Origin of the sequence: Pseudoalteromonas piscicida, from assembly GCF_002208135.1 — a bacterium.
GTDB lineage: Bacteria > Pseudomonadota > Gammaproteobacteria > Enterobacterales > Alteromonadaceae > Pseudoalteromonas > Pseudoalteromonas piscicida_A.
This window is the reverse complement of record NZ_CP021646.1, coordinates 3,271,466-3,296,131: the sequence shown is the minus strand read 5'-3', so window position 1 is coordinate 3,296,131 and position 24,666 is coordinate 3,271,466. Positions and strand designations below refer to the sequence as shown.

The window sequence follows — 24,666 nt, the reverse complement described above, 5'->3', positions numbered from 1 at the left end:
TGAGTGTTGATAATTGACTTCAGTAAGTCATTAAAAAGAACCAAAAAGATGGAGGATAAGAAAAGAATGGTGGCCCCACCTGGACTCGAACCAGGGACCTAACGATTATGAGTCGTGCGCTCTAACCAACTGAGCTATAGGGCCATTTTGTGTTGTAAGTGCTCATTAAATTCATCCATGAAGCAATATCCTGTCGGCGTCCTGCCTCCACCTCATCAAGCTGCGAAGCGGTGCTTCGGTCTTGATTCGCCCAACTGAGCTATAGGGCCATTTTGTGTTTTTTGCGCTTTATATTCGTCCATGAAGCTTGGTTCCGGTCTCGGATTCAACACTCAGGGTCGCTGCGCTAATATCCCCTCGCTTCCTCGACGTAAACTTTCTTTGAAAGTTTACCCAACTGAGCTATAGGGCCATTTGCTGTAGTGGTTTAAAGATAAATCACTGAAAGCGCAGGCAGTATAAAAATTTTTAACAGGCTTGTCACTATTAAAACGCGAAAAAGTCGGAACGAATGGATTGATTGCTTAATATTAAGCCAATGTTATCGTGGTTACGGTGTTGAGCTGTGCAGATCGTTAAAATGACGAAGTAAGGGTTAGTCTGGTTTTACAGTGTAAAAAATAGGGTCACTTAGAATCCGAGTTAGATTTTTGCTGCAAACACAAGATAAGCAAGCAGTAACATTCAGAGGGAGTAGGGATGGGATAAAAGAAGCCGGCAATTGGCCGGCCTCTTTTAGGAGAACGAATTAGGTTATTGATGCATGCCTAGTTTTTTCTCTAAGTAGTGGATATTCGTGCCACCGTTTTGGAAGTTCTCGTCTGACAAGATCTTCTTGTGAAGCGGGGTATTGGTTTTAATCCCGTCAATCACTAGCTCATTCAGTGCGTTTTTAGCACGAGCGATCGCAACATCACGGTTCTCACCATAAGTGATTAACTTACCGATCATTGAGTCGTAGTGTGGCGGTACTGTGTAATCAGCGTAAATATGGCTGTCCCAACGGATCCCAAGGCCACCTGCAGGGTGGAAACGCGTAATTTTACCCGGTGAAGGGATAAAGCTCTCTGGATCTTCTGCGTTAATACGGCACTCGATTGCGTGACCACGGATCACCACGTCTTCTTGTGTGATAGAAAGCGGTTGGCCAGCTGCAATCTTAAGTTGCTCTTTGATTAAGTCTACGCCAGTGACCATTTCTGTGACTGGGTGCTCAACCTGAATACGGGTATTCATTTCAATGAAGTAGAACTCGCCGTTTTCGTATAAGAATTCAAACGTACCTGCGCCGCGATAACCAATCTCGATACACGCACGAGTACAGCGATCACCAATGTACTTACGCATTTCAGCTGTGATCCCTGGTGCAGGTGCTTCTTCCACTACTTTTTGGTGACGACGCTGCATTGAACAGTCGCGCTCACCTAGGTGGATTGCATTGCCCTGACCGTCAGCGAGTACTTGTACTTCGATATGGCGTGGGTTTTCTAGGAATTTTTCCATGTAAACCATGCCGTTACCGAAGAACTGCTTCGCTTCTTGTTGGGTTAAGGCGATAGAGTTTGCAAGTTCTTTTTCGTTGCGAACGACGCGCATACCACGACCACCACCGCCGCCAGCCGCTTTGATGATAACTGGGTAGCCGATACGCTTAGCGATCTGCGTATTGCGGTCGTTGTCATCAGTCAATGGACCATCAGAACCTGGCACGCAAGGTACGCCTGCTTTCCTCATTGCTTCAATTGCCGACACTTTATCACCCATTAGACGAATAGTGTCGCCTTTTGGACCGATAAAGATAAAGCCACTTTGCTCAACTTGGTCAGCAAAGTCGGCATTTTCAGAAAGGAAACCGTAACCTGGGTGAATAGCAACCGCATCTGTGACTTCTGCTGCTGCGATAATACGAGGAATATCAAGGTAGCTTTCGCTTGCCGCAGGTTTTCCGATACAAATGGTTTCATCCGCAAGAAGAACGTGTTTTAGGTCGCGGTCAGCTGTTGAGTGCACAGCAACCGTCTTAATACCTAGCTCCTTGCAGGCACGCAATACGCGAAGTGCAATTTCACCTCGGTTTGCAATGACTACTTTATCTAACATAACGTTGACCTTCTGCGTAATTATTCGATGATGAATAGCGGTTGGTCGAATTCTACTGGCTCACCGTTTTCAACTAGGATTGCTTTCACTACACCAGCTTTGTCTGATTCGATCTGGTTCATCATCTTCATGGCTTCAACGATACAAAGTGTGTCGCCAACATTTACTTTTGAACCTACTTCAACGTATGCCGCTGCTGTTGGAGAAGAAGCTGTGTAGAAAGTACCAACCATAGGAGACTTAACTTGATGACCCGCAGGTGTGCTGCTTTCTGCTGGGGCTGCTTCTACTGCTGCAGGAGCCGCCGCTGGTGCTGCTGGTGCAGGTGCCGCTGGAGCTGCCATGTATTGTTGAGGTTGTGCATAAACTGGTGCACTGCTGTGGCGATTGATACGTACTGACTCTTCACCTTCAGTGATTTCTAGCTCTGCAATACCTGATTCTTCTACTAGCTCGATAAGTTTTTTGATCTTGCGAATATCCATACAATGACCCGCCTGTTAGTTAATTTGAGTTATTTTGTTTTCGCAATTGCGCTAACGCTGCATCAAATGCAGCACGATAGCCCAACGCGCCTAATCCACATATCACGCCTTCCGCCACATCAGAAAAATAAGACTTGTGACGAAATGGCTCTCTGGCGTACACATTAGTGATGTGTACTTCATAAAAAGGGATGTCCACACTGAGTAAAGCGTCTCGAAGGGCAATGCTCGTATGGGTAAATGCGGCGGGATTAATGATAATCGCATCGCATTGTGCATATTGAGCGTGAATAGCCTCGATTAGCTGCGCTTCACTATTACTTTGAATGTGTGACAAGCTGACTTGCTGTGTTTCTGCATATTCAGTTAATCCGTCAACAATCTCGTTGAGCGTCTGCGTGCCGTACTTGTGCGGCTCACGGCGACCTAGCATATTCAAATTAGGGCCGTTTACTAATAAAATCTTTAATTTTGCAGACATATTACGCGAACTTCCTTTAACTAAAGCATTAGCCAAAAATTTAGACTGTATGGCTTGTTAACTTAAGCCGAATTCCAGCAAATAGCAAATATTTCTCCATTTCGTGGAGTATTATAGAGAGTTCGAGGTAAATAGCAGCAAAATACTGGTCTAATCAGAAGGGAAGAGGGGCAAATAAGCTTGCCCCTAAAATGGTTACTTTGCGTCCTGCTTGGCCTTTTCTAGGTGGGCTGCAAAGTCTTTTGCGTCTAAAAAGCCTGTGATGCGGTGTGTTGGCATCTCATTACCTTGGCTATCAAAGATTAAAATAGTCGGTAAACCAAACACCGTAAATGCTTCCATGATCTCTTGGGTGTTGTCATTGGCTTTGGTCAAGTCGAGCTTTAATAGCTCGTAATCTTTGAACTGTGCTTGTACTTCAGGTTTCGGGAAAGTGTATTTCTCAAACTCTTTACACGCAACACACCACTCTGCGTATAAATCAACGATAGGCACTTTGCCCTTAGCATTTGCTTCTGCAACGGCGACTTTAAGCGCGGCTAAGTCAGGTAGTAACTTAAACTTCTGCTCTCCTGTAACGACCTTAGCTTGAGTCGTTGCGGTACTTACAACGGCTGTAGGTGCTGGAAACAAGCTTGTTTTTAATGCGTATAAGCCAACAATAAACAAGGTGATCGCAAAGCCCCACAATGTGGTTTTACCTTTGCCTGCCTGTAATTGGCTTTGCCAATAATGCAAGTAGAGTGCTGTCGCTACGGCAAGACCACCGGCAAGTGAGATAATCACTGTCGTATCTAGTATGCGCTCTAGTAGGATAAGCGGTACGAAGAGCATCACAAAACCAAATAGCGTTTTGACCTGATCCATCCAGCCACCGGCTTTTGGCAGTAATTTTCCACCTGAGGTACCTAGCAGTAATAGCGGTAGGCCCATGCCCAAACTAAGTGCGTATAGCGTTACCGCGCCCACCACATAATCACCACTTTGCGCGACAAATAATAGCGCGCCAGAAAGTGGAGCTGTGGTGCAAGGCGATGCAATAAGTCCAGAAAGCACACCCATAATGAATACGCCCCAGTAATTGCCGCCTTTTTGTTTGTTACTGAGCTGAGTGAGTTTATCCATCATGCCGCTAGGTAAACGAATTTCGTAAACCCCAAACATAGATAGCGCGAGTGCGACGAACAATATACTAAAGCTGATAAGTACCGCTGGATGCTGCAAGTAGCCTTGAATTTGGCCACCGAAATACGCAACGACTAACCCAAGCGCAGCGTAAGTGACCGCCATACCTTGCACATAGACAAAAGATAGACTGAAGGCTTTTTTAGTCGAAAGGCCTTGTTGACCAGCTATGAGGCTCGACAAAATCGGGAACATCGGGAATACACAAGGGGTAAAGGCAAGACCAATACCGAGGCCAAAGAACGTCAAAATATTCGCAAGCAAGCTGCGCTGCATTAGCTGCTCAGTGAAAGACAAGTTAGCGCTATCTACAGGCGCGCTTTCGCTTTGAACTTCTGCTTTTGTCTCAGGTGCTTTTGTTTCAGGAGCTTTGGTTGAGGTGGTCTTTGGCTTTTCTCCGGCAATCGTGCTTAACGGCACTTCAACAATTTCTGGCGGATAGCAAAGTCCAGCTTCGGCGCAGCCTTGATAGCGTATTTTTACGATTGCACCTTGCTCGATATTACTGAGCTTAGAGATAACAGATAAGTTATTAAAGTAGACTTCAGTGCGACCAAAAAACTCATCTTCAATCATCTTTCCTGGTTCAAGCTCCGGCACTTGGATGTCGGCTTGCTTGGCGATAATTTGAAGATTCTTCTTATATAAGTAATAGCCGTCGGCGATGTCCCAACCCACAAACAAGGTGTTGCCTTGCTGGTCAAAATCGAACTTGAATGCTTCTTTTACTGGTAAAAAAGTCTGTTGTTTAGGAGCCAGTAAGCTGTCTAGCACCGCATTGTTTGCTTGCGCGGGAAACCACATCAGCAATGAGAAAAGAACTACTAAGAGTCGCATTACAATAATACCTCGTCCATCCATTTGAAATAAGCTAAGTTGCCGCTGGTGACATCCACGACTTGAATTTCTGGGACATCATAACTGTGTAAGTCGCGAATAGCGGCCATTACTTGCTCTAGTTTTTCGGATTTTGTCTTGATTAACAGCTTGGTTTCTTGTGCATGTTCAACCTGACCTTCCCAAACATAAATAGATTCCACTGCTGGGATTAGGTTCACACAAGCTGCAAGTTTTTGCTCTACAAGTTGCGTTGCAATCTTACGCGCTTCAGCAACTGAATCGCATGTAGATAAGACGAGTTTATATCTTACGCCCATTGCCATTTCCATTTTAGGGTTAGTAATGGCATCTTAGCGGATAGCGCCTCTTTTCTAAAGCGTCTTACTTGTATCGCTTGAATTAAGACCTTAGCACCCATATTTATCTTTCGTAGATTTGGAGAAAGTATGTTTAGATTCTTATTTATTTTATTTATCGCTATTCCGATTATTGAAATTGCTTTGCTGATCCAAGTCAGCGAGGTGATAGGCGGTTTTGCTACCATTGCGCTTGTAATTGGTACCGCTATTTTAGGGGCAAGACTGGTTAAACAGCAGGGTCTTGGCGCTTATGTCAACGTACAGCAACAGATGTCTCGTGGGCAATTGCCTGCACAAGATTTATTTACCGGTTTGTGTGTGATCATTGCCGGCGTGCTATTGATGACGCCTGGGATCATGACCGATGTATTAGGTTTTTTACTGTTAACTCCAGCCGTTAGAAAAAAGCTGGCGCAGTCGCTTTTAGCTCATGCCACCGTAAGAGTGCAAACAGGCATGCATTCAGGCCAGTCACCGTTTGCTAATCAATCACGTGACGAGCAATCGGAGCAGCAAGAAGAAATTAGAGATCCATTTAAAAATCAATCGGGTAGAAATTCTTCAACAACGATTGAAGGTGAATACGAAAGAAAAGACTAAATTTTTTTGGTTTTTTCTCTTGGGTTTTAATTTGCCCATCCCCATAAATGAAAGCAATTAAAATTGCGTGTGTTAACCACAACCTGTGGATGTAACAGCGCCTTAAAAAAGCATTATTTCTGTCATTGTTCAGAAACTGTTAGGAGAACTATATAAATGAACATTCGTCCTTTACATGATCGCGTCATTGTTAAGCGTCTTGAAGAAGAAACAAAGTCAGCTGGCGGCATTGTGTTAACTGGTTCTGCAGCTGAAAAGTCTTCACGTGGTGAAGTGGTTGCAGTAGGCAACGGCCGCGTGTTGGACAATGGTGAAACTAAAGCACTACAAGTAAAAGCTGGCGACACAGTGTTGTTCGGCTCTTACATCGAAAAAACTGAAAAGATCGAAGGTCAAGAGTACCTGATCATGCGTGAAGATAACATCTTAGGCATCGTAGAATAATTAATACTTTTTAGTTTAATCGACAACAGAATTTAAGAGGAATTTATAACATGGCAGCTAAAGAAGTTCGTTTTGCAGGTGACGCTCGTACAAAAATGCTAAAAGGCGTAAACGTACTAGCAGACGCAGTAAAAGTAACACTAGGTCCTAAAGGCCGTAACGTTGTTTTAGAAAAGTCATTCGGTGCACCTACTATCACTAAAGACGGTGTATCTGTTGCGAAAGAGATCGAGCTTGAAGATAAGTTCGAGAACATGGGCGCACAAATGGTTAAAGAAGTTGCGTCTAAAGCAAATGACGCAGCGGGTGATGGTACAACCACTGCAACAGTACTTGCGCAAGCTATCGTGAATGAAGGCCTAAAGTCAGTTGCTGCGGGTATGAACCCAATGGATCTTAAGCGTGGTATCGACAAAGCCGTTATCGCTGCAGTTGAAGAACTAAAAACGCTTTCAGTTCCTTGTTCAGACGCTAAAGCGATTGCACAAGTTGGTACGATTTCAGCTAACTCTGACAAAGAGATTGGTGACATCATTGCTGAAGCAATGGAAAAAGTAGGTCGCGAGTCTGGTGTTATCACTGTAGAAGAAGGTCAATCACTACAGAACGAACTAGATGTAGTTGAAGGTATGCAGTTTGACCGTGGTTACCTTTCTCCGTACTTTATCAACAACGCTGAAAAAGGCCAAGTTGAGCTAGATAACCCACATATCCTTCTAGTAGACAAGAAAATCTCTAACATTCGTGAACTTCTACCTACACTAGAAGCAGTTGCTAAAACAAGCAAGCCGCTACTAATCATTGCTGAAGACCTTGAAGGTGAAGCGCTGGCAACTCTGGTTGTAAACAACATGCGTGGTATCGTGAAAGTTGCAGCGGTTAAAGCGCCTGGCTTTGGTGACCGTCGTAAAGCGATGCTACAAGATATTGCGACACTAACTGGTGGTACAGTTATCTCTGAAGAAATTGGCCTTGAGCTTGAGAAAGCTACGGTTGAAGACCTAGGTACAGCGAAGCGCGTGGTTATCACTAAAGACGACACAACTATCATCGACGGTGCTGGCGAGCAAGAAGCAATCGATGGTCGCGTATCTCAGATCAAAGCACAAATCGAAGAAGCAACTTCTGACTACGACAAAGAGAAACTACAAGAGCGCATGGCAAAACTTGCAGGCGGTGTTGCAGTAATCAAAGTTGGCGCAGCAACCGAAGTTGAAATGAAAGAGAAGAAAGACCGCGTAGAAGATGCACTACACGCAACTCGCGCAGCGGTTGAAGAAGGTGTAGTACCTGGTGGTGGTGTTGCGCTAGTTCGCGTTGCGAGCAAGCTTGAATCGCTAACAGGTGACAACGAAGACCAAAACCTCGGTATCAAAGTGGCACTTCGTGCGATGGAAGCACCACTTCGTCAAATCGTTTCAAACGCAGGTGACGAAGCATCAGTTGTGGTTAACGCAGTTAAAGCAGGCGAAGGTAACTACGGTTACAACGCTGCGACTGGCGAATACAGCGACATGATCGAAATGGGTATCCTAGACCCAACTAAAGTAACGCGTTCTGCACTACAGTTTGCAGCATCGGTTGCTGGTCTAATGATCACTACAGAAGCGATGGTTGCTGAAATTCCGAAAGAAGAAGCTGCTGGTCCAGATATGGGCGGCATGGGCGGAATGGGTGGCATGGGCGGTATGATGTGATAAACATCACTTCCTAAGCACTAAACGCTTTAGAAAAACCCTAACACATTGATGTTAGGGTTTTTTTATGTCTGAAATTTGCTAAAGCTCCATCATTTTAGGGGTATAAAGTGGGGTATTGATTTAACGCCCATGTGTTGTTTTTAGAGTGAAAAAAGTGCGCTGCAAAGTTTTACATTACTTTCTTTTAGTGCCTCATGTTAGAGGAGGTAGACACGCCCTCGACGGAACATGTGGTCGTATTTTCGATATGAATAGCATTAAACCCGGCCCAATCTAGTTGCTTCGTGTCACAATGCTATCCGTGGTTAGTGCAAAGCGCTTCCCATAACATCACAAGTAAATTGAGATTATTGCTTACTGCAAAAATCGTGATGGACCTTAATAATATGTAGGTGAACAAGGGGGCTCCTTCTTTTATACAAGAGGAAATATATGCTTAAAATGAGAAAAAACTTGCTGAACCTTGAGGTTGCTAGTTCGTTGTATTTCACGTTGTATGGCATATTTCTGCACTTTAATCCGGAGTCTATTGACCATAGCAAGATAGAGATACTTTACTTTTTGACCCCCTATTCTTCCCATATTTTATTTATTCACTCACTCGATCCTTTAAGTCATACAAAACAGTAAGCTTGTCTCATGACCATTTGTCTTTAGATGAAAATACTATAGATATGAGTGAAATTGAGTTTGTAAAGATTGATATTATTTATGCTTTTGAGTCTATTGACTGGATTAGAAAAGTTGAGGTTTACTATAAATATATTGATGGTAGATATTGTTACTTTTCAGGGTTTTATAAATTAAACTTGAACTACAAAGAACTTACTAATCTATATAAAGAGAATCATAAGATAACGATTGAAAAGAGTAGCTGACAATCAATGTGAAATGTTTACGTTTTTCTATTGGTCGGATTTATCATGCAGGGTAAGTAGCAGTGGTTTGATGGGGGGATAAAAGAGCATAGAGATGAAACTACTCGATTGCTTGTAGTCGTAAAGATCCTGCTTTGATTACATTCGTTTGAGAACGATTTACCCTAATTTCGGTCTTACTAATTATAAGCTAACTTGAACGCTAGCAATTGTGAATCCTTAAGAGTGCTTTAACTTTGTTTTTAATAGCCCCGAAAACCTATATTGCTTTTGAGAAAGCACTTTTCTAGGGTGGAATAAATAGTATCGGTGAACTTAGTTTTTTCATTCAGTTAGCTAACTGACTTCTGAGTACAGTTTCAGGTTGGTTATGTAAATGTAGTCAAATGTCACACTGCGTAAAAGGGTGTGATCTTGCTTTACTTCGCACAATGAAGGAGTAAGGTGATGGTAGAGTTTGAAGGAGATCCAAAGATGAAAACACAAATTGCAATACTTGCTTTATTTATGACTCCCTTGTTTGTCAATGCCGGTGAGGTCGCTGTGACTTGGAAGGACTTTAAAGAGTATCGCGATGTTAAACCAGGTAATGAAACGCGAGGTTCATTTCATAAACGGGTTGAAAAGCAACTGCAGAAACACCTAGAAGAATTAGCGACTAAATTACCCGAGGGCTACAAGCTCGCAATTACCTTTGATGAGATAGACCTTGCTGGTGATGTTCATTACGGTACCACTGATATTCGGGTGATTAAACCAATCCATTTCCCCCGTTTTGAAATTAGCTATAAGTTAACAGATAAGTCTGGTAAAACCATCGCAGAGGAAAATGGCGTGACGTTAAAAGATATGTCGTTCATGGATAGAATAAAAAGAGGCATGGACGAATCCTTTTATTATGAAAAGCGTCTTTTAACTGACTGGTTTGAAGATGACTTGATGAAGAAAGCTAGTTGAGTTGAACAACAGTTATGGTGACCTTGATGAGAGCGCCGAGATTGGGCATTCTCATCTTCTTTTAGCTGAATATTAGTAAGTTAGATGAGTGCTACTACTGGTACTATATTGTGGGAATTTTTAGTTTTATACCTCAAAATATTTTGCCTACCTCAAATACGTGTTACTGTTCCTTGGAGTTGTGAAAAGTTCTAATCGTAATTCACTACTTATTTCGTACTTAGGTTGGATGCTTTTATAAGCACCTAAGCTGAACTAAAATCGTAACAATCCAATTGTTACGGTTTTATTATTTTGTTGTGATTTTGTTGACTTTTTTATTTCAGAATGTATATTCTGTTTTTTGAGGAGCCTATGGGAAGAACGCGAGAGTTTAATGTCGATAAAGCATTGGAACAAGCGACAATCCTGTTTTGGAAGCAAGGGTATAGGAATACTTCCATGGAACAGTTAGTCACTTGTACTGGTGTTAGTCGGTACGGGTTTTACCAAGAATTTGGTAATAAAAAGGAATTGTTTCAACGCTGTTTGCAGGAGTATTCTCTGCGTAAAATTGGACCTGGGCTTAAGCGTTTAAGTGCAAGCGATGGCTGTTTGGCAGACTTAACTGCATTTTTTAACTTGTATAGTCAAAACATTGCAGCGCATGGTGCTAATGGCTGCTTGATTTGTAATACGGCCACAGAAGTGGGTGAGTCCGACCCTGATATGAATTCAGCGGTGCAACAGGTCTACAGTGCGTTGAGTGCGCAGTTTCGAGATTTCATTGAAAAAGCGCAAGCGCAAGGTGAGATTCGCAAAGAGATTGATGCAAACAGTTTGAGCTTTTGTTTACTTGGTGTGCTTCAAGGTGTAGCCGTGATGGCAAAAGGAGATTTCCATCGTGAAACTCTGAGACATTACTTAACTACGATTTTTGACATGATGGCGCAGAAGTAACGAAAGATAATACGTCGTGATAAAGATTTGAATTGAGTGATCAGTAAAGATTACCCAAAGCGTTTGCTTAATTGCTAGAAGTGATCGTGAAGAAAAGCTTTTAGCTATTTTTTTATTTTATATCAGAATGGTTGTTCTGTTATTTAAGGAGAGACAATGGGATCATCGCTAGAAGGAGTTGCTAAGCGACTCGGTGAGTTTGTCACTAGATATAAATACTTGTGTTTACTATTCAGTATCATGTCTTGTATTGCAATTGGTATTGGGGCAAAAGGCTTAACATTTTCTAATGATTATCGGGCATTTTTTAGCGCTTCAAACCCCGAACTACTGGCTTTTGAAGCTTTTCAGGACAAGTACACCAAGAACGATAATATTCTTATTGTTGTGCATCAAAAAGAGGGTAACGGTTTATCCAAACAACACGCAATGGTGGTTGAGCAGCTGACAGAGGCTGCGTGGCAAACACCCTATGCTAGTCGAGTCGACTCTGTGACTAACTTTCAGCATAGTTACGCGGAGGGAGATGAGCTGATAGTTGCGGACTTGATGAAAAACATCCAGTCATTAAGTGAAGAAGACATTTTACAAAAAGCGGAAATTGCACAACAAGAACCCTTATTAAAACAGCGCTTGATCGCAAATAACGGTAAGACGACAGGTATCAATATTACCGTTCAGTACCCAGGTGAATCACTGACTGAGGTACCGACAGCGGTAAAGCATGTTCGCGAAATAGTTGCAAAAGCACAGCAAGAGAATCCTGATTTAGTGTTTGCGCTTTCTGGAATTTCGATGCTAAACAATGCGTTTAGTGAGTCAGGGCAGCAAGATGCCGAAACCCTTACGCCTATCATGTATTTGGTTTTGATCATTGTAATGTACTGTGGATTACGCAGTTTTCCAGGAACTATTGCAGCTGTATCTGTGGTGATTTTCTCAAGTGTTGTTGCTATGGGGATCAGTGGCTACGCTGGTATTCAATTAACTCCTATTTCGATAACCGCACCAACTATTATTCTAACGCTAGCGATAGCTGACAGCATACACGTTTTGTTGTCTTACTATGCAGCAAGAAAAGCAGGACACGAAAAAAATCACGCGATAGTGGAAAGTTTACGAATTAACTTCGTTCCCGTATCTATAACTAGCTTGACTACAATTGTAGGCTTTTTAACTCTTAACATGTCGGATGCCCCTCCATTTGCCGATTTGGGCAACATTACAGCATTTGGTATTGCTGCTGCTTGGGTATTATCTCTAATTTTACTACCCAGCCTCATCGCCATTTTGCCAGACAAAAAGAGCTATGCAACTCGTACAAGCATGTTATCTCATTACCTGGGTCGTTTTGGAGGTGTTGTCGCGCAGAAATATCGAGCTATTTTGCTATTTACTGTTGTTGCGATTGCGGCTAGTGCCTACGTGGTCCCTAATATTGATCTCAATGATGAGTTTGTGAAGTACTTTGATCATCGAGTGGAGTTTCGCCGTGATACTGATTTTACCATGGAAAACCTTACTGGTATTTATGTGGTTGAGTTTGATGTTGAAAGTGGCAAAGTAGGTGGGATCAGTGAACCTGAATATCTTACCAATCTGAATCAATTTACACAGTGGCTGAGAATGCAACCAGAGGTGGTTCATGTCTATAGTTACACGGATATTGTTAAGCGTCTCAACAAAAATATGCATCAAGATGACACCAGTATGTATCGTTTACCTGCTGATAGAGAGTTAGCAGCGCAGTATCTCCTGCTTTATGAAATGTCCTTGCCATTTGGGTTAGACCTGACGGACAGGATCAGTATGGATAAATCGGCAACTCGAGTAAGCTTGACTCTAGATAACCTCTCAACTGGCCAGATCCAATCTTTTATCGCTCGCACTGAGGCTTGGCTAGTCGACCATACACCAGATGCTATGCATGCTAAAGCAACCGGTGCGACCGTAATGTTCTCACATATTTTCCAGCGTAACGCAGAAAGCATGCTCAGCGGTAATTTAATTGCCGTTATCGTGATCACCTTGATTATGGTGATGACGCTGAGAAGTATTAAATATGGGATCGCAAGTATTCTACCCAACACAATTCCGATGCTATTCACTTTTGGTATTTGGGCTATATTGGTCGGTCAAGTTGGTGTGGCGGCGGCTACGGTGACTTCAACTTCTTTAGGGATCATTGTTGATAATACCGTGCATTTCCTATCCAAGTATTTACGGGCGAGACGAGAGCAGGGATTGGACCCAGCAGGTGCGGTGAAGTATGCCTTTGAAACCGTCGGTGAAGCTATTTTACTGACCACATTTATTCTGGCTGGCGGCTTCGCAGTGTTGGCCTATTCAACCTTTATGATCAATGCGCAGATGGGGCTGCTAACTGCACTTGCCATTGTCATGGCACTCATCGTGGACTTTTTATTCTTACCCGCGCTGCTTATGTTACTGGCTAAAAGATCAAAGCAAGCGAGCAAAGCGTCTATTCAAGAAGGAGCGAAAAATGAAATCTACAACGTCTAAGTTTTTATCGCATTTAGCAATCGGATTGCTGGTTATACCTTTTGCCAGCAACGCAACGCAAGACAATCTAGGCTACAACATTGCAGCTAAAGCAGATCGTTCAGATCGAGGTTTTGAAGTCAGTTCGGTTGATTTAAAAATGCGTTTGATAGACAAGAAAGGCCAAGAAACCGAACGCTTATTGACCATGAAAACCATGGAAGTGGCAGATGAAGACAAAGGTGACAAAAGCCTTATTATTTTTAACTCTCCTGCAGATGTAAAAGAAACCAAGCTGCTTTCACATGCGCAAATTATAGATGCTGATGATCAGTGGTTATATCTCCCAGCGCTTAAGCGTGTTAAACGGATCTCTTCTGCCAACAAATCGGGACCATTTGTTGGCAGCGAGTTTGCGTTTGAAGATTTTACAGCTCAAGAACTCAATAAGTATAGCTATGAATATGTATCGGAAGAGGCGTGTGGCGAGCTGACATGTGCGGTGATAGATCGGTTTCCAAAATATGAAAACTCGGGATATACCAAACAACGTGCATTAATAGATACCAAGGATTATCAAGTTAGAAAAATAGACTTCTACGATAGAAAAGGCAGTCATTTAAAAACATTGAGCCTAGATAACTACAAATTATATCAACAGGCGTACTGGCGCCCGCTTACCATGACAATGGAAAATCATCAGTCGGGCAAAAAGACGATATTAGAGTTTTCAGACTACCAATTTGATATTGCCTTGAGTGCTCGCGACTTTATTAAGTCGTCGTTGAAATAGGGGGAGGTATGCGATTCAAGGCGATGCTTGCTGTTGTGCTATCTTGCATTCCTTATGCGAAAGCAGAGATGGAGTGGCAAAGTAGCACCAGCATTGACCTTAGCACTCGGCAGTATAATGGCTCTCCAATGAGAGCCTCACAACTTGACCGAGAATTCGATGCTAAATTGATGTGGGAGTTGGATTTTGAAAACCTAAAGACAGGCTTAAGCGGAGGGTTTAAACCTGTATTAAGTGCAGCGAAAAATGAGGGGATAAGGGTATTCGACATTCAAGAAGCATATATCACTAGCTCTTTCTCACAAGGACAGTTGAATGTTGGTGTAAATACTGTTTTTTGGGGAGTTGCAGAGTCTCGTCATTTGGTTGATATCGTCAATCAAAAGCAGCCGACACGAAATTTAGATAACGAGGCTAAGCTTGGAGAGTTACTACTCCATTATCAGCATTTTACTGATAATGGTCACTGGTTTGCCATGTCTTTACCTTATTTTCGTGAGCGTGATTTCGGCCTTCCTGATGACCGCTTGTCGTTGCCACTAGCTGTAACCGATGAGCAATTTGTAGGCCGAGATGCTAATTATAGAGGTAGCTACTTATTAGGTTATCGCGGTGTGCTAGGTGATTGGGATGTTGGAACCTACTACTTCGACGGCATCGACAGGGAGCCCGTTATACGCCCTAATGATAATCAAGAGTTCGATGCTATTTATCGGCGCCTTCAACAAACAGCATTGGACTTACAGTGGACGTCTGAGTATCTGCTTGGGAAGGTTGAAGCGCTACATCGCCATCACCAAATGGGAGGGAAAAGCTGGGCTTATGTCGTCGGTGCCGAATACTACTTTTACGGTATCGCCAATTCCAACAAAGATCTCAGTTTACTCATGGAGTTACATAGAGATACCGAAGAACAGGTGAATCTAAATCGTCTCTATCAAGATGCGACATTTATTGGCATGCGACTCGCGTGGAATGATGTTGATGATACGAGCATGATTACTGGGGTCTTAATTGATAACGACACTGGGGCTCACACCATTAAAACCGAATTTTCAACTAGGCTCTCCAGTCACTTGAGTCTAGCGCTTGAAGCAAACTTGTTTTTAGAGCAAACCCAGCGTGATGCGACCTATGGGTTTAAAGATGATGATTTTATAGAACTTAGGCTGACTTACTACCTTTAAGGAGAAATTATGGTAAGCCAATACGCAGATGTATTGATTATTGGTGGTTCAATGGCGGGGGCTTGCTTGGCAAGACAACTAAAATTGGCTCACCCAGATATGAAAATTACGGTTATAGAGAGAAAGCAGGCGTTTAATAGTTGGGTTGGAGAGTCGACACTGGAGTCTTTTTGGGACTACATGGCAAACGATTTAAAGCTTGGTTTTTACCTTGAAACAAACCACCTATACAAACATGGACTGCGTTTTTACTTTGATAGTGATAACCGCGATTTAAGTGTTGAAGAACTGAGTGAGCTTGGGCGTAGTTGGTATCATGGCATCCCTGCGCATCAAATTGACCGTGAAAAGTTTGATAACGATATGGTGCAGTTTAATCGTGAACTAGGTGTCGATGTTGTAATGGGCACTACAGTTAATGAAATTAGTCTTGATGCGCAGCAAGGACACACTGTAGTTACCAGTGGTAGCACTTATACTTGTCGTTATTTAGTTGATGCATCGGGCTTTAATTCACCGTTGGGTAAACAGCTTGGATTAATTGAATCACAAAATGATCGCCATCCTGTGAGTTCATACTGGGGAAGGTTTAAGCATATTGAGCTGATTGATCACCTTGGAAGTGATGAGTGGCGTGCTCGCTCGAACTTTACGAGTAGAGCACTGGCTACCAATCACTTTATGTACAAAGGATATTGGATTTGGTTAATTCCATTGAATCAAGATACCTTTAGCATTGGGATTACTGCTAAAAATAATGAAGTGAATTTAAATATTCGTTCAGCTGAAGAATTTGAGCAGTTTTTACGCTCTCATCAAGCACTCAATGAAATTCTAGGACAGCACGCTGAATTATTAGATTACACCTCGATGAAGCGACTATCTAGAAAGGCAAAGCAATCCTTTTCTACAGAACGCTGGTTCTTAACTGGAATGTCATCAGCCTTTTTAGATCCCTTGTTATCACCAGGTTCTGCTTACCTAACCGATGCTAACCGCATGATTGGCGAACTTATTGAGGCGGATATCGCCGAAGATGCAGAAATGTTTGCTGGTAAAACAAAGGCATTCAATGCGTACCTTCTTTCTTGGTATGAGAGTTTTATGTTGCACATTACAGGTAACTACCATGGTAGTTATGAAGTACATAAAACGCATTTTGAAGCATTACTAATGCATTGGTTTGGTTTTATTTTACCGTCCTCTATGTCTCGTCGTTATGGTTATTGCCCAAGCCTGCATGGAATGAGTCAAGACGAAGTCAATCAAAAAGCTATCGCGATGGTAGAAAATGCAGCGATTGCAAGGATTCACGTATTAAAAGATGAGTTTATTCAATTAATCAAAGGATATGAATACCGCTACAATCGTGGACACTTTTTCGATATTGAACTCACGCGACAACGTATGAAACACGCACACACAAGAGGTGCAATGTTAGACGATGCGGCGATTGCAGAGTTAGATCATGCACTTTTGGAAGTCACCTATCAGGGGTTTTTACGTAGCTTATGTGAAATTCAAAAGGTCGACTTTGACGAAGAAAAAATGCCGATGGTAGTTCAAGCCGCTATCGAAGATAAATTATCACTTACCCATGCTATGCAGCTTTTTCACATATAATAATTAGGCAAAGAAAATGGAAAATTTAGCTACCAAACACCGCATCCAGGATTGTCAAATACAGTCGTTAGCAGAAGATATTATTTCACTAATTTTTGAGCAACGCCGTTTGTTACCTATAGAAGATAACGCACCATTCACTGAGCAGATCGCGGGGCATGTAGAGAGGGTTGAGCAATTCATCGCAAATAACGAACCTATTAATATGGTATTGCCAGCTTTCCCTGCAAAGTCACCAAATAGAACGAAAACACTGGGTTTCTTGCCTGATAAAGGAGAGTTCTATGCATTTGAACGCTTAGTCAATCTCTGTAAACAGATTGAATCTATTTATGAACCCGGTGCAAAAGTCACTATTTGTTCTGATGGTCGTGTTTTTGCCGATATCATTCATGTCACGGATTCACATGTCAGCCAGTACGTAAATACACTACGCCAATACGCGGCTCGTCATTACCCTAACTATTTTGAATTCTTTAACTTAGAAGATGTATTTGACAAAGTTGATGACTTTACTGTACTTCGTGAAGAGCTGATGATCCGCTACGGAGAGAGCTTGTCAGACTTACGTCAACGCGTGAAAAATGAAAAAGAAGCGTCCACGATGTATAAAGGCATAACACGCTTTATGTTGGAAGATTTCTCTGGCATTGACAAGTTTTCGGATTATAGCCGCACAGCGTTGCAAAAAGTTGCTAAAACAGCTGCCTACCGAGTGATCCAAAGGAGTAATGCATGGAGTCGATTGTTGAAAGATCACTTACCTGAAGCGTTACGTCTATCAATTCACCCTCAATACTTGGTGTCTGAAAAAATTGGTATTTCTTTAGTTTCACAAACTGATGTCTGGACAACGCCATGGCATTCAGTATTGGTGAAAGATAATACAAGTTATCAACTCATGCCGCGTGAACAAGCTGAGAAGTTAGGTTGTGTATTGGTGTTCAACGAAGGGCGTGCAAGCCATTTTGAGCGTATTCATCGAGGAGCGGAGTGATGGATACAATTAAAGCCTTGGATAGCGTTGGAGTTGTCATTGATGCAACTTCTATGGCTTGTCAAAGAGTTGAGCGTCTTAATATCGCTTCATTGATCGATGAAATATTTTCTCAAGGACTGGTTGTGCTCAAAGGATTTGAGCCCCTCAATGATACTGATATGGAGCTAGTAGCTAAAGAGATCGGTCCGCTTTTACAGTGGGACTTCGGTTATGTACTTGATTTAAAAATACAAGAACAACCGCAAAATCATATTTTCAGTGAGGGTAAGGTAGAGTTGCACTGGGATGGAGCATTCGCCTCAGAAGAGCCAAGGTTTAACTTCTTTCAATGCTTGCAGAGTAGTTCCAACTCCGGTGGTGGAGAGACTACATTTTTGAATACAACACGGTTACTAGAAAGTCTACCGAACGATACCATTGAGCAATGGAAGCAAATTCGGATCCGTTATGAAACGGAAAAGAAAGCCCACTATGGAGGGGTGATTGAAGTTCCTTTAATAAGCCGTCACCCTAAGACAGGCAAGCTTCGCATGCGTTATATTGAACCTTTCAATGAAGATAATATGGCAGTGAATCCAGTTGAGACACAGGTGATAGGTTTTGATACTTATCAAAGTGATGTCTTTTTGAAAGAAATGAACTCGTTACTTTACTCGTCGAACTACTTTTATAAACATAGTTGGAGGAAAGGCGAGTTTGTGTTTGTGGATAATCTGGCTTTATTACATGGACGCAGTCGCTTTGAAGGAAGCGGCTTAAATCGTCATCTAAAACGGGTTCATATTTTATAGTAATGTATTTACTTTCTCATAGCTCACAAGGATGTGAGCTTTTTTATCTAAGATTATTAGGGCCTGTTTATCTTTCAAGTTTGTTTTTGCAGCAGTTTGATTGGTATTTATACAAGGCAGAGCCTGCGTAGCATAGTTGTTCTATGTGAGTCAGGCGATAAAGACTTTGTGCTCCTGCAAAGTCACCTTACCCCACATCCTTGTGGGGCAACACAGTAGAAATGCCAATCAAGCGCAGCCCTTTGGGTTCACCTGAGTGCGCTTTGTTCATTGTTGCTCAACTTTTGCCTAGATTACTAGGCGGCAAGTCGAGCGTCGCGACCAAAACACACTCAGGAGAACAAAAATCAAACAGCAAAGGTCAACAGGCCCTAATTGAATAGTGCTAATACTTCCGATAAATCACTAATAATAGCGTCAGGCTCACTTTGTGAAATTGGATTGCCATGATTATAGCCATAGTCAACGGTAACAACTTTACAACCTGCATTTCGTGCAGTTGCCACATCGTTGATGGAGTCACCAACATAAAACCCATCTTGTACTTCGCAATTCATATTATTTACAGAGGTGTATAAAGGCAGTGGATCTGGCTTTTTCTTTTTCAAAGTGTCAGCACACACAATTGTGTCAAACATCGTTTTAATTTCTAAGTGCTCTAATAACTTATGAGTATGTGAAGTATTCTTGTTGGTGACTAAAGCGAGTTTAATTCTTTGCTGATGTAAACTCTGCAGTGTAGTTTTTGCATTAGAGAATAAACTGGATGAGCGTGTGACACAGTCATCGTAAATGGTTTCAAGTAAACGAGTCGCTTCGGCTCTGTCAATATTGGTATTGTTATGGAAGTCTAACGCACGTTCAGTCAGCTTCGTTGTACCATTGCCAATCCAAGTTTTAACAAGGGCAAGTTCAATATCCGGCAAATAGTAATGGTTTAATGTTGTGTTTAAAGCGTAGGCGATATCTTCAGCGGTACTGACTAAAGTACCGTCTAAATCAAAGCCAACCCAAGTTGGGTATGTAAACATGATTTCATTCCTTGTACATTATAGAGGCCCCAAACAACAGAACCAGAATTGATAAATTATTTAAAAGTTGCGAGTAGTTGTAATAGGCTTTGTAGCTTTTTCACAACAAGTGCAAGTTTTTGCTCGTCAATTTCTTCAGTCGTCGATAGACCTTCAACGTCGGCTGCAACATCTAAAACATAAGGTTTAAAGCGTTTTGCTTCAAACGTAAACCCCGCTTCTTCTGTAAATAGCGCTTTAAACTTACCATGACCTTGCTGCTGCAATTCATCGAGTTTTTTATCCGCATCCAGTGCTTGGCGGTATATGAGCTTGAGATTTTCATTGAGTTTTTCGATAACGGCTTGCATGGTCAGTCCTAATCGCCCTACTAAAAGGCCCTATTTTAAGGGTTTCATTTACAAATGTCAGGTGTAAATCTACCCTTTTATAGGTAGTACAAAGGAATTGGAAATTTATCTCGTAATTTATCCTAAAGGTTTAAATTTATACGCCGATAACCAATCTGATCCATCAAAAAGTCAGGTAATCACTTATGAATATTTCCGGAAGTAACCTACCTGCTATGTCTGGAGCGGGTCAAAGCGGTGAAGTATACAGCGCCGTTTTGGCAAAAAAGCAGCAGAAAGCAGATGGACAAGCCGCACTTGCTTTAATTGAATCTGCGGGCAGCAGTGCAGCAGCACAAACGCCAGCTAAATCAGTGACAGCAACGCTGGGCAACAACATCAATACATACGCGTAAGCTTATGTCTGATGGCACGTTGTCTTCGGCATGTCCGATAGATATGTGCAAAGCAATCGGTGCTAGGGTCATTAGCACCGATTTTTTGCGCGTTTAAGGGAGTAAATTTAGGTCAATCGGCGTTTTACTTGGCTGCCCACCAATTTCTCGTACTAATTTAGGCACCAAAAACCCCGGCAGCACTTCTAAAAGCTCAGCCATTATCGCCTTGGCTTCACGCTCTTCTACATCAAAATGACTAGCGCCTTCTACCTTATCGAGTAAATGCAAATAATAAGGCAGTATATCTGCATCGAATAGGGCTTCACTCAGTTGAGCTTGGACCGCAACATCGTTATTAATTCCTTTAAGTAGCACTGCTTGGTTTAGTAAGGTCACATTGGCTTGTTTAAGCTTTTGCATTGCCGCTTTAAAGGTATCATCGATTTCATTTGCATGATTAATGTGATTCACCAAAATCACCTTTAAATGGCTGTTTGCTAAACGTTGGCACAATTCTTCGGTAATTCTCGCTGGGATCACTACCGGTAAGCGACTGTGGATACGCAAACGTTTAATTTGTGGTATGGCCTCTAATTGTTCTAACACCCAAGCTATCATGTCATCTTTGGCCATCAGCGGATCACCGCCACTTAAGATCACCTCATTGATTTCATGATGGGCACGCAAATAATCAAATACCGGCTCTAAGGTTCGTTTGTTGACTTGATTATCCTGATAGGGGAAGTGGCGTCGAAAACAGTAGCGGCAGTTGACCGCACAACCTGTTTTGAGCATGAGTAATACCCTAGAGCGGTACTTATGTAACAAACCAGGTACAGGTGCATCTTGTTCTTCGAGTGGATCTTTACTAAATCCCGCTTCAGTTAAATATTCCTGATGTACAGGTAACACTTGTAGTAGCAAGGGATCATAACGGTCTCCGTGGCGCATTTTAGCGATAAATGGGCGAGGTACTCGCATAGGAAACAAGCGCTTAGCTGCAAAGTCTCGTGCATCAAATTGATCATGCAACCCCAAGATGTTGAGTAGCTCTTGTGGGTCAGTGACAACATTTGCTAATTCTTTTTGCCAGTTAGTCTGCAAATTTACTTCATTTATTTGTATCATTAGCAGGTTAATTACTCGAATATACGTAGATTAGAGGATACGATGGCGAATTATAGCACCAACGAGTTCAAGGGCGGCCTAAAAATTATGATGGACGGCGAGCCTTGTTCTATCTTAGAAAATGAAATGGTCAAGCCTGGTAAAGGACAAGCGTTTAACCGCGTTAAAATCCGTAAGCTTATCTCAGGTAAAGTACTAGAGAAAACATTTAAGTCTGGCGACTCAGTGGAAGGCGCAGATGTAATGGATACTGATCTGGCGTATCTATACACTGATGGTGAGTTCTGGCATTTCATGAACAACGAAACATTTGAGCAGATCGCAGCTGATGAAAAAGCAGTTGGCGATAGCGTAAAATGGTTGGTTGAAAATGACGTTTGCACTATCACACTGTGGAATGGTAACCCAATCGCAGTAACGCCGCCCAACTTCGTTGAACTTGAGATCACTGAAACAGATCCTGGCCTAAAGGGCGACACAGCCGGTACTGGTGGTAAGCCAGCAACACTAAGCACAGGTGCAGTTGTTCGTGTTCCTTTGTTCGTGCAAATTGGTGAAGTGATCAAAGTTGATACGCGTAGTGGCGAATACGTAAGCCGCGTAAAATAATAGCGTAAAGCAATTTACGACGTTTTATAAATCCCAGCATGTTGCTGGGATTTTTTTGGAGTAAAAAATGACGGTGAATAATTGGCAGCCGAGTGCAACGATAGACACACTTAGGCATAGAGCTGCAATTTTAGCGAAGATACGGCACTTTTTTGCTGAGCGTGAAGTGATGGAAGTCGAAACGCCGAGTCTTTCACAGGCCTCAGTAACCGATCCTCACTTAGATACTTTCCAGACTCGTTTTGTTGGCCCAAATCACAGCCAAGGCTTGCCTTTATTTTTACAAACGTCGCCAGAGTATGCGATGAAAAGACTACTTGCCGCGGGCAGTGGTGCGATTTTCCAATTATGTAAGGCGTTTCGTAACGAAGAGTCAGGGCGTCATCACAATCCAGAGTTTACGATGCTAGAGTGGTATCGTCCGGGCTTTGACGAATTTGACTTAATGGCTGAAATCGACGAGCTGATGCAGATGTTATTGGACTGTCCGGCTAGTGACTCGATGACTTACCAGCAAGCCTTTGAGACCCATCTTGGATTTGACCCCTTGAGCGTGTCGCTAGCGGAATTAAAATCGCACGCTAATAAATACGGTTACGGTGATATTGCAGCCATCGAGAATAATCCAGATACTTTACTGCAATTGCTATTTTGCATGGAAATTGAGCCTAAAATAGGTCAACTGAAACCTTGTTTTGTTTATCACTTTCCCGCATCGCAAGCAGCGCTGGCAAAACTTAATCCGAAAGATAATCGCGTTGCTGGGCGCTTTGAGCTCTATTATCGCAACATGGAGCTGGCCAATGGATTTAACGAATTGACGGATGCGGTAGAGCAAAGAGCGCGCTTTGAGCAAGATAACCAACTCAGAGCCGAGATGGGATTACATCCAGTGCCTGCGGATGAGCGGTTATTGGCTGCACTCGACGCGGGGATCCCTGATTGTGCTGGCGTTGCACTTGGAATAGATAGACTGATCATGCTTGCGCTGAATAAAGCGAGTATCAGCGACGTACTCGCATTTGATGTTTCGCGGGCTTAGCGCCGCGAAACAAAGCGAGTAAGTTCTTTTTGAGTGGTTTCCGTGAGCTTTTGCGCACTTTGGCATTCAGCTAGCGCGCCATCAATTTGTGATTTAGACTGTTGACCTAATTCGACAATTTGTTGCACCGCTTGGTGGGTATGTTTTTGTGTTTCTTCAAGTTGGTGCACCGCACTAACGATTTCCTCTAGTTGCGCTTGATTGCGCTCAAAGTCATCACTCATGGAAATAAAGCCTTGAGAGGTATCGCTGATGGCTTTCTCTGCTGAGCTTGAGTGAGAAATCAATTGTTCTGATTCTTGATTGGTTTCACCAACCAGCATGTTCATTTGATTGATAAAATCGCTGATCTGGCGGGTGGCCGCATTGACTTTGACCGACAGCGCACGAACTTCATCGGCAACCACTGCAAAGCCACGCCCAGCTTCACCTGCTCGAGCCGCTTCAATTGCCGCATTGAGCGCAAGCAAGTTGGTTTGGTCGGAAAACTCTTCAACCATTTTTAGAATGTTGCGGATATTCTCACTATTTTCTTTCAGACCGGAAACCGTCGATGAAAAGTTACCTAGTAGCGTGGTGATTTGTTTTACTTCAGCGACAAGCTTAGTTAGCGACTGTGATGAACCGCGAACAAAATGCAAGCTTTCGGTATTGGCCTGATAAACCTGATCGGTATTGTGCACAATACTTTGTAAACTGTGGCTGACCTGATCGGAAGCGGCAATAATTGTGTCGCCTTGACTCAGCTGCTGCTGTCCATACTTTGCGGTACTTTGCATGGAACTGGTGATATCGCAGTTGCTTTGTGTCGCCGCAGCAGCACTTTCATATGTTTTTTCCAAAAGGACACTAAGGTGGGTGGTAAAGGTGTTGTACTGCTCACTTAAGTCTCTAAATTCGTCATAAGTGAATTGTGGCAGCTTTGCATCTAAGTTACCGTCTTGGCGGTTAACACGCTCCAATGACTCTTTCATCGCTTGTACAGGTCGCACGATTAAAAAGCGCATATAGAAGACGGTAAACGCAAACGCAGCAACAATCACAATGGTGATCAGCCAAAATAGCCCCATATTCGCGCCAGATTGGGATAGCTCCGAATACAACCAAAATAAACTAATTGCTTGAAAGAGAAGTAAAAAACCTAAATTGCCAACAATTTTGCGTGTTAGGGTAAAGAAAAACGTCTCTTCTAAAAAATTATAAATGCGCATATATAAACTCATATTGGGCTCATCATTGTGCCACTTTATTTGTCTCAGTATAGA

The 24,666-nt window shown here is 42.6% G+C and carries 23 protein-coding genes and 1 tRNA gene; 14 read left to right on the top strand and 10 right to left on the bottom strand.

Annotated elements, in window-relative coordinates:
* Nucleotides 1-67: 67 nt before the first annotated feature.
* The 6 genes from B1L02_RS15210 to cutA form a co-directional block, all read right to left on the bottom strand.
* Nucleotides 68-144: transfer RNA gene (locus B1L02_RS15210), tRNA-Ile, on the bottom strand.
* A gap of 609 nt (nucleotides 145-753) precedes the next feature.
* A complete protein-coding gene (gene accC, locus B1L02_RS15205) occupies nucleotides 754-2,100 on the bottom strand; it encodes an acetyl-CoA carboxylase biotin carboxylase subunit (RefSeq protein ID WP_045987969.1) in 1,347 nt (448 codons plus the stop codon).
* Nucleotides 2,101-2,120: 20 nt separating this feature from the next.
* Nucleotides 2,121-2,585: an acetyl-CoA carboxylase biotin carboxyl carrier protein gene (gene accB / locus B1L02_RS15200; RefSeq protein ID WP_069021388.1), complete on the bottom strand. Its 465-nt coding sequence runs from the start codon at nucleotides 2,583-2,585 to the stop codon at nucleotides 2,121-2,123.
* 19 nt (nucleotides 2,586-2,604) lie between these two features.
* Complete coding sequence (gene aroQ, locus B1L02_RS15195) at nucleotides 2,605-3,066, bottom strand: type II 3-dehydroquinate dehydratase (protein ID WP_088531712.1); 462 nt, start codon at nucleotides 3,064-3,066, stop codon at nucleotides 2,605-2,607.
* Between the two features lie 195 nt (nucleotides 3,067-3,261).
* A complete protein-coding gene (locus tag B1L02_RS15190) occupies nucleotides 3,262-5,088 on the bottom strand; it encodes a protein-disulfide reductase DsbD (RefSeq protein ID WP_088531711.1) in 1,827 nt (608 codons plus the stop codon).
* Nucleotides 5,088-5,408, bottom strand: a complete 321-nt coding sequence (gene cutA / locus B1L02_RS15185; RefSeq protein ID WP_088531710.1) for a divalent-cation tolerance protein CutA — start codon at nucleotides 5,406-5,408, stop codon at nucleotides 5,088-5,090. The genes B1L02_RS15190 and cutA overlap by 1 nt, the downstream gene beginning before the upstream one ends.
* 129 nt (nucleotides 5,409-5,537) lie before the next feature.
* Here cutA and B1L02_RS15180 point away from each other — a divergent pair, with 129 nt between their 5' ends.
* The 11 genes from B1L02_RS15180 (at nucleotide 5,538) to B1L02_RS15125 (ending at nucleotide 18,864) form a co-directional block, all read left to right on the top strand.
* Complete coding sequence (locus B1L02_RS15180) at nucleotides 5,538-6,050, top strand: FxsA family protein (protein ID WP_088531709.1); 513 nt, start codon at nucleotides 5,538-5,540, stop codon at nucleotides 6,048-6,050.
* A 156-nt stretch (nucleotides 6,051-6,206) separates the two neighbouring features.
* Nucleotides 6,207-6,494, top strand: a complete 288-nt coding sequence (locus B1L02_RS15175; RefSeq protein WP_010368755.1) for a co-chaperone GroES — start codon at nucleotides 6,207-6,209, stop codon at nucleotides 6,492-6,494.
* A gap of 50 nt (nucleotides 6,495-6,544) precedes the next feature.
* Nucleotides 6,545-8,191, top strand: coding sequence for a chaperonin GroEL (gene groL, locus B1L02_RS15170; protein ID WP_088531708.1), 1,647 nt, complete (start codon nucleotides 6,545-6,547; stop codon nucleotides 8,189-8,191).
* A 1,328-nt stretch (nucleotides 8,192-9,519) separates the two neighbouring features.
* Nucleotides 9,520-10,029 (top strand): DUF3016 domain-containing protein, encoded by a 510-nt coding sequence (locus B1L02_RS15160; RefSeq protein WP_088531706.1) that lies wholly within the window; start codon nucleotides 9,520-9,522, stop codon nucleotides 10,027-10,029.
* A gap of 354 nt (nucleotides 10,030-10,383) precedes the next feature.
* Nucleotides 10,384-10,968 (top strand): TetR/AcrR family transcriptional regulator, encoded by a 585-nt coding sequence (locus B1L02_RS15155; RefSeq protein ID WP_167651261.1) that lies wholly within the window; start codon nucleotides 10,384-10,386, stop codon nucleotides 10,966-10,968.
* Between the two features lie 156 nt (nucleotides 10,969-11,124).
* Nucleotides 11,125-13,491, top strand: coding sequence for an efflux RND transporter permease subunit (locus B1L02_RS15150; RefSeq protein ID WP_088531704.1), 2,367 nt, complete (start codon nucleotides 11,125-11,127; stop codon nucleotides 13,489-13,491).
* On the top strand, nucleotides 13,472-14,263 hold the full coding sequence (locus tag B1L02_RS15145; protein ID WP_088531703.1) for an outer membrane lipoprotein-sorting protein: 792 nt from the start codon (nucleotides 13,472-13,474) through the stop codon (nucleotides 14,261-14,263). Before B1L02_RS15150 ends, B1L02_RS15145 begins: the two co-directional genes overlap by 20 nt.
* An 8-nt stretch (nucleotides 14,264-14,271) precedes the next feature.
* Nucleotides 14,272-15,450 carry a hypothetical protein gene (locus tag B1L02_RS15140; RefSeq protein WP_088531702.1) on the top strand — a complete coding sequence of 393 codons (1,179 nt, stop codon included), beginning with the start codon at nucleotides 14,272-14,274 and terminating at the stop codon, nucleotides 15,448-15,450.
* A 9-nt stretch (nucleotides 15,451-15,459) separates the two neighbouring features.
* Complete coding sequence (locus tag B1L02_RS15135) at nucleotides 15,460-17,073, top strand: NAD(P)/FAD-dependent oxidoreductase (RefSeq protein ID WP_088531701.1); 1,614 nt, start codon at nucleotides 15,460-15,462, stop codon at nucleotides 17,071-17,073.
* Nucleotides 17,074-17,089: 16 nt separating this feature from the next.
* On the top strand, nucleotides 17,090-18,070 hold the full coding sequence (locus tag B1L02_RS15130; RefSeq protein WP_088531700.1) for an L-tyrosine/L-tryptophan isonitrile synthase family protein: 981 nt from the start codon (nucleotides 17,090-17,092) through the stop codon (nucleotides 18,068-18,070).
* On the top strand, nucleotides 18,070-18,864 hold the full coding sequence (locus B1L02_RS15125; protein ID WP_088531699.1) for a TauD/TfdA family dioxygenase: 795 nt from the start codon (nucleotides 18,070-18,072) through the stop codon (nucleotides 18,862-18,864). Before B1L02_RS15130 ends, B1L02_RS15125 begins: the two co-directional genes overlap by 1 nt.
* A gap of 371 nt (nucleotides 18,865-19,235) precedes the next feature.
* On the opposite strand, the gene gph is transcribed toward B1L02_RS15125, so the two are convergent.
* The gene (gene gph, locus B1L02_RS15120) at nucleotides 19,236-19,895 is read right to left on the bottom strand and encodes a phosphoglycolate phosphatase (RefSeq protein WP_088531698.1); all 660 of its coding nucleotides are present in this window, start codon (nucleotides 19,893-19,895) and stop codon (nucleotides 19,236-19,238) included.
* A 56-nt stretch (nucleotides 19,896-19,951) separates the two neighbouring features.
* The gene (locus tag B1L02_RS15115; RefSeq protein WP_088531697.1) at nucleotides 19,952-20,245 is read right to left on the bottom strand and encodes a prephenate dehydrogenase; all 294 of its coding nucleotides are present in this window, start codon (nucleotides 20,243-20,245) and stop codon (nucleotides 19,952-19,954) included.
* Nucleotides 20,246-20,430: 185 nt separating this feature from the next.
* On the opposite strand from B1L02_RS15115, the gene B1L02_RS15110 reads away from it, so the two are divergent.
* Nucleotides 20,431-20,640, top strand: coding sequence for a hypothetical protein (locus tag B1L02_RS15110; protein ID WP_010368721.1), 210 nt, complete (start codon nucleotides 20,431-20,433; stop codon nucleotides 20,638-20,640).
* Nucleotides 20,641-20,733: 93 nt separating this feature from the next.
* On the opposite strand, the gene epmB is transcribed toward B1L02_RS15110, so the two are convergent.
* Nucleotides 20,734-21,750: an EF-P beta-lysylation protein EpmB gene (gene epmB, locus B1L02_RS15105; RefSeq protein ID WP_088531696.1), complete on the bottom strand. Its 1,017-nt coding sequence runs from the start codon at nucleotides 21,748-21,750 to the stop codon at nucleotides 20,734-20,736.
* 42 nt (nucleotides 21,751-21,792) lie between these two features.
* Here epmB and efp point away from each other — a divergent pair, with 42 nt between their 5' ends.
* Nucleotides 21,793-22,359 carry an elongation factor P gene (gene efp / locus B1L02_RS15100; RefSeq protein ID WP_010605834.1) on the top strand — a complete coding sequence of 189 codons (567 nt, stop codon included), beginning with the start codon at nucleotides 21,793-21,795 and terminating at the stop codon, nucleotides 22,357-22,359.
* Nucleotides 22,360-22,426: 67 nt separating this feature from the next.
* Nucleotides 22,427-23,401 carry an elongation factor P--(R)-beta-lysine ligase gene (gene epmA, locus B1L02_RS15095; protein ID WP_088531695.1) on the top strand — a complete coding sequence of 325 codons (975 nt, stop codon included), beginning with the start codon at nucleotides 22,427-22,429 and terminating at the stop codon, nucleotides 23,399-23,401.
* On the opposite strand, the gene B1L02_RS15090 is transcribed toward epmA, so the two are convergent.
* Nucleotides 23,398-24,612, bottom strand: coding sequence for a methyl-accepting chemotaxis protein (locus B1L02_RS15090; protein WP_088531694.1), 1,215 nt, complete (start codon nucleotides 24,610-24,612; stop codon nucleotides 23,398-23,400). The two genes, epmA and B1L02_RS15090, sit on opposite strands and share 4 nt — an antisense overlap.
* Between the last annotated feature and the right edge of the window lie 54 nt (nucleotides 24,613-24,666).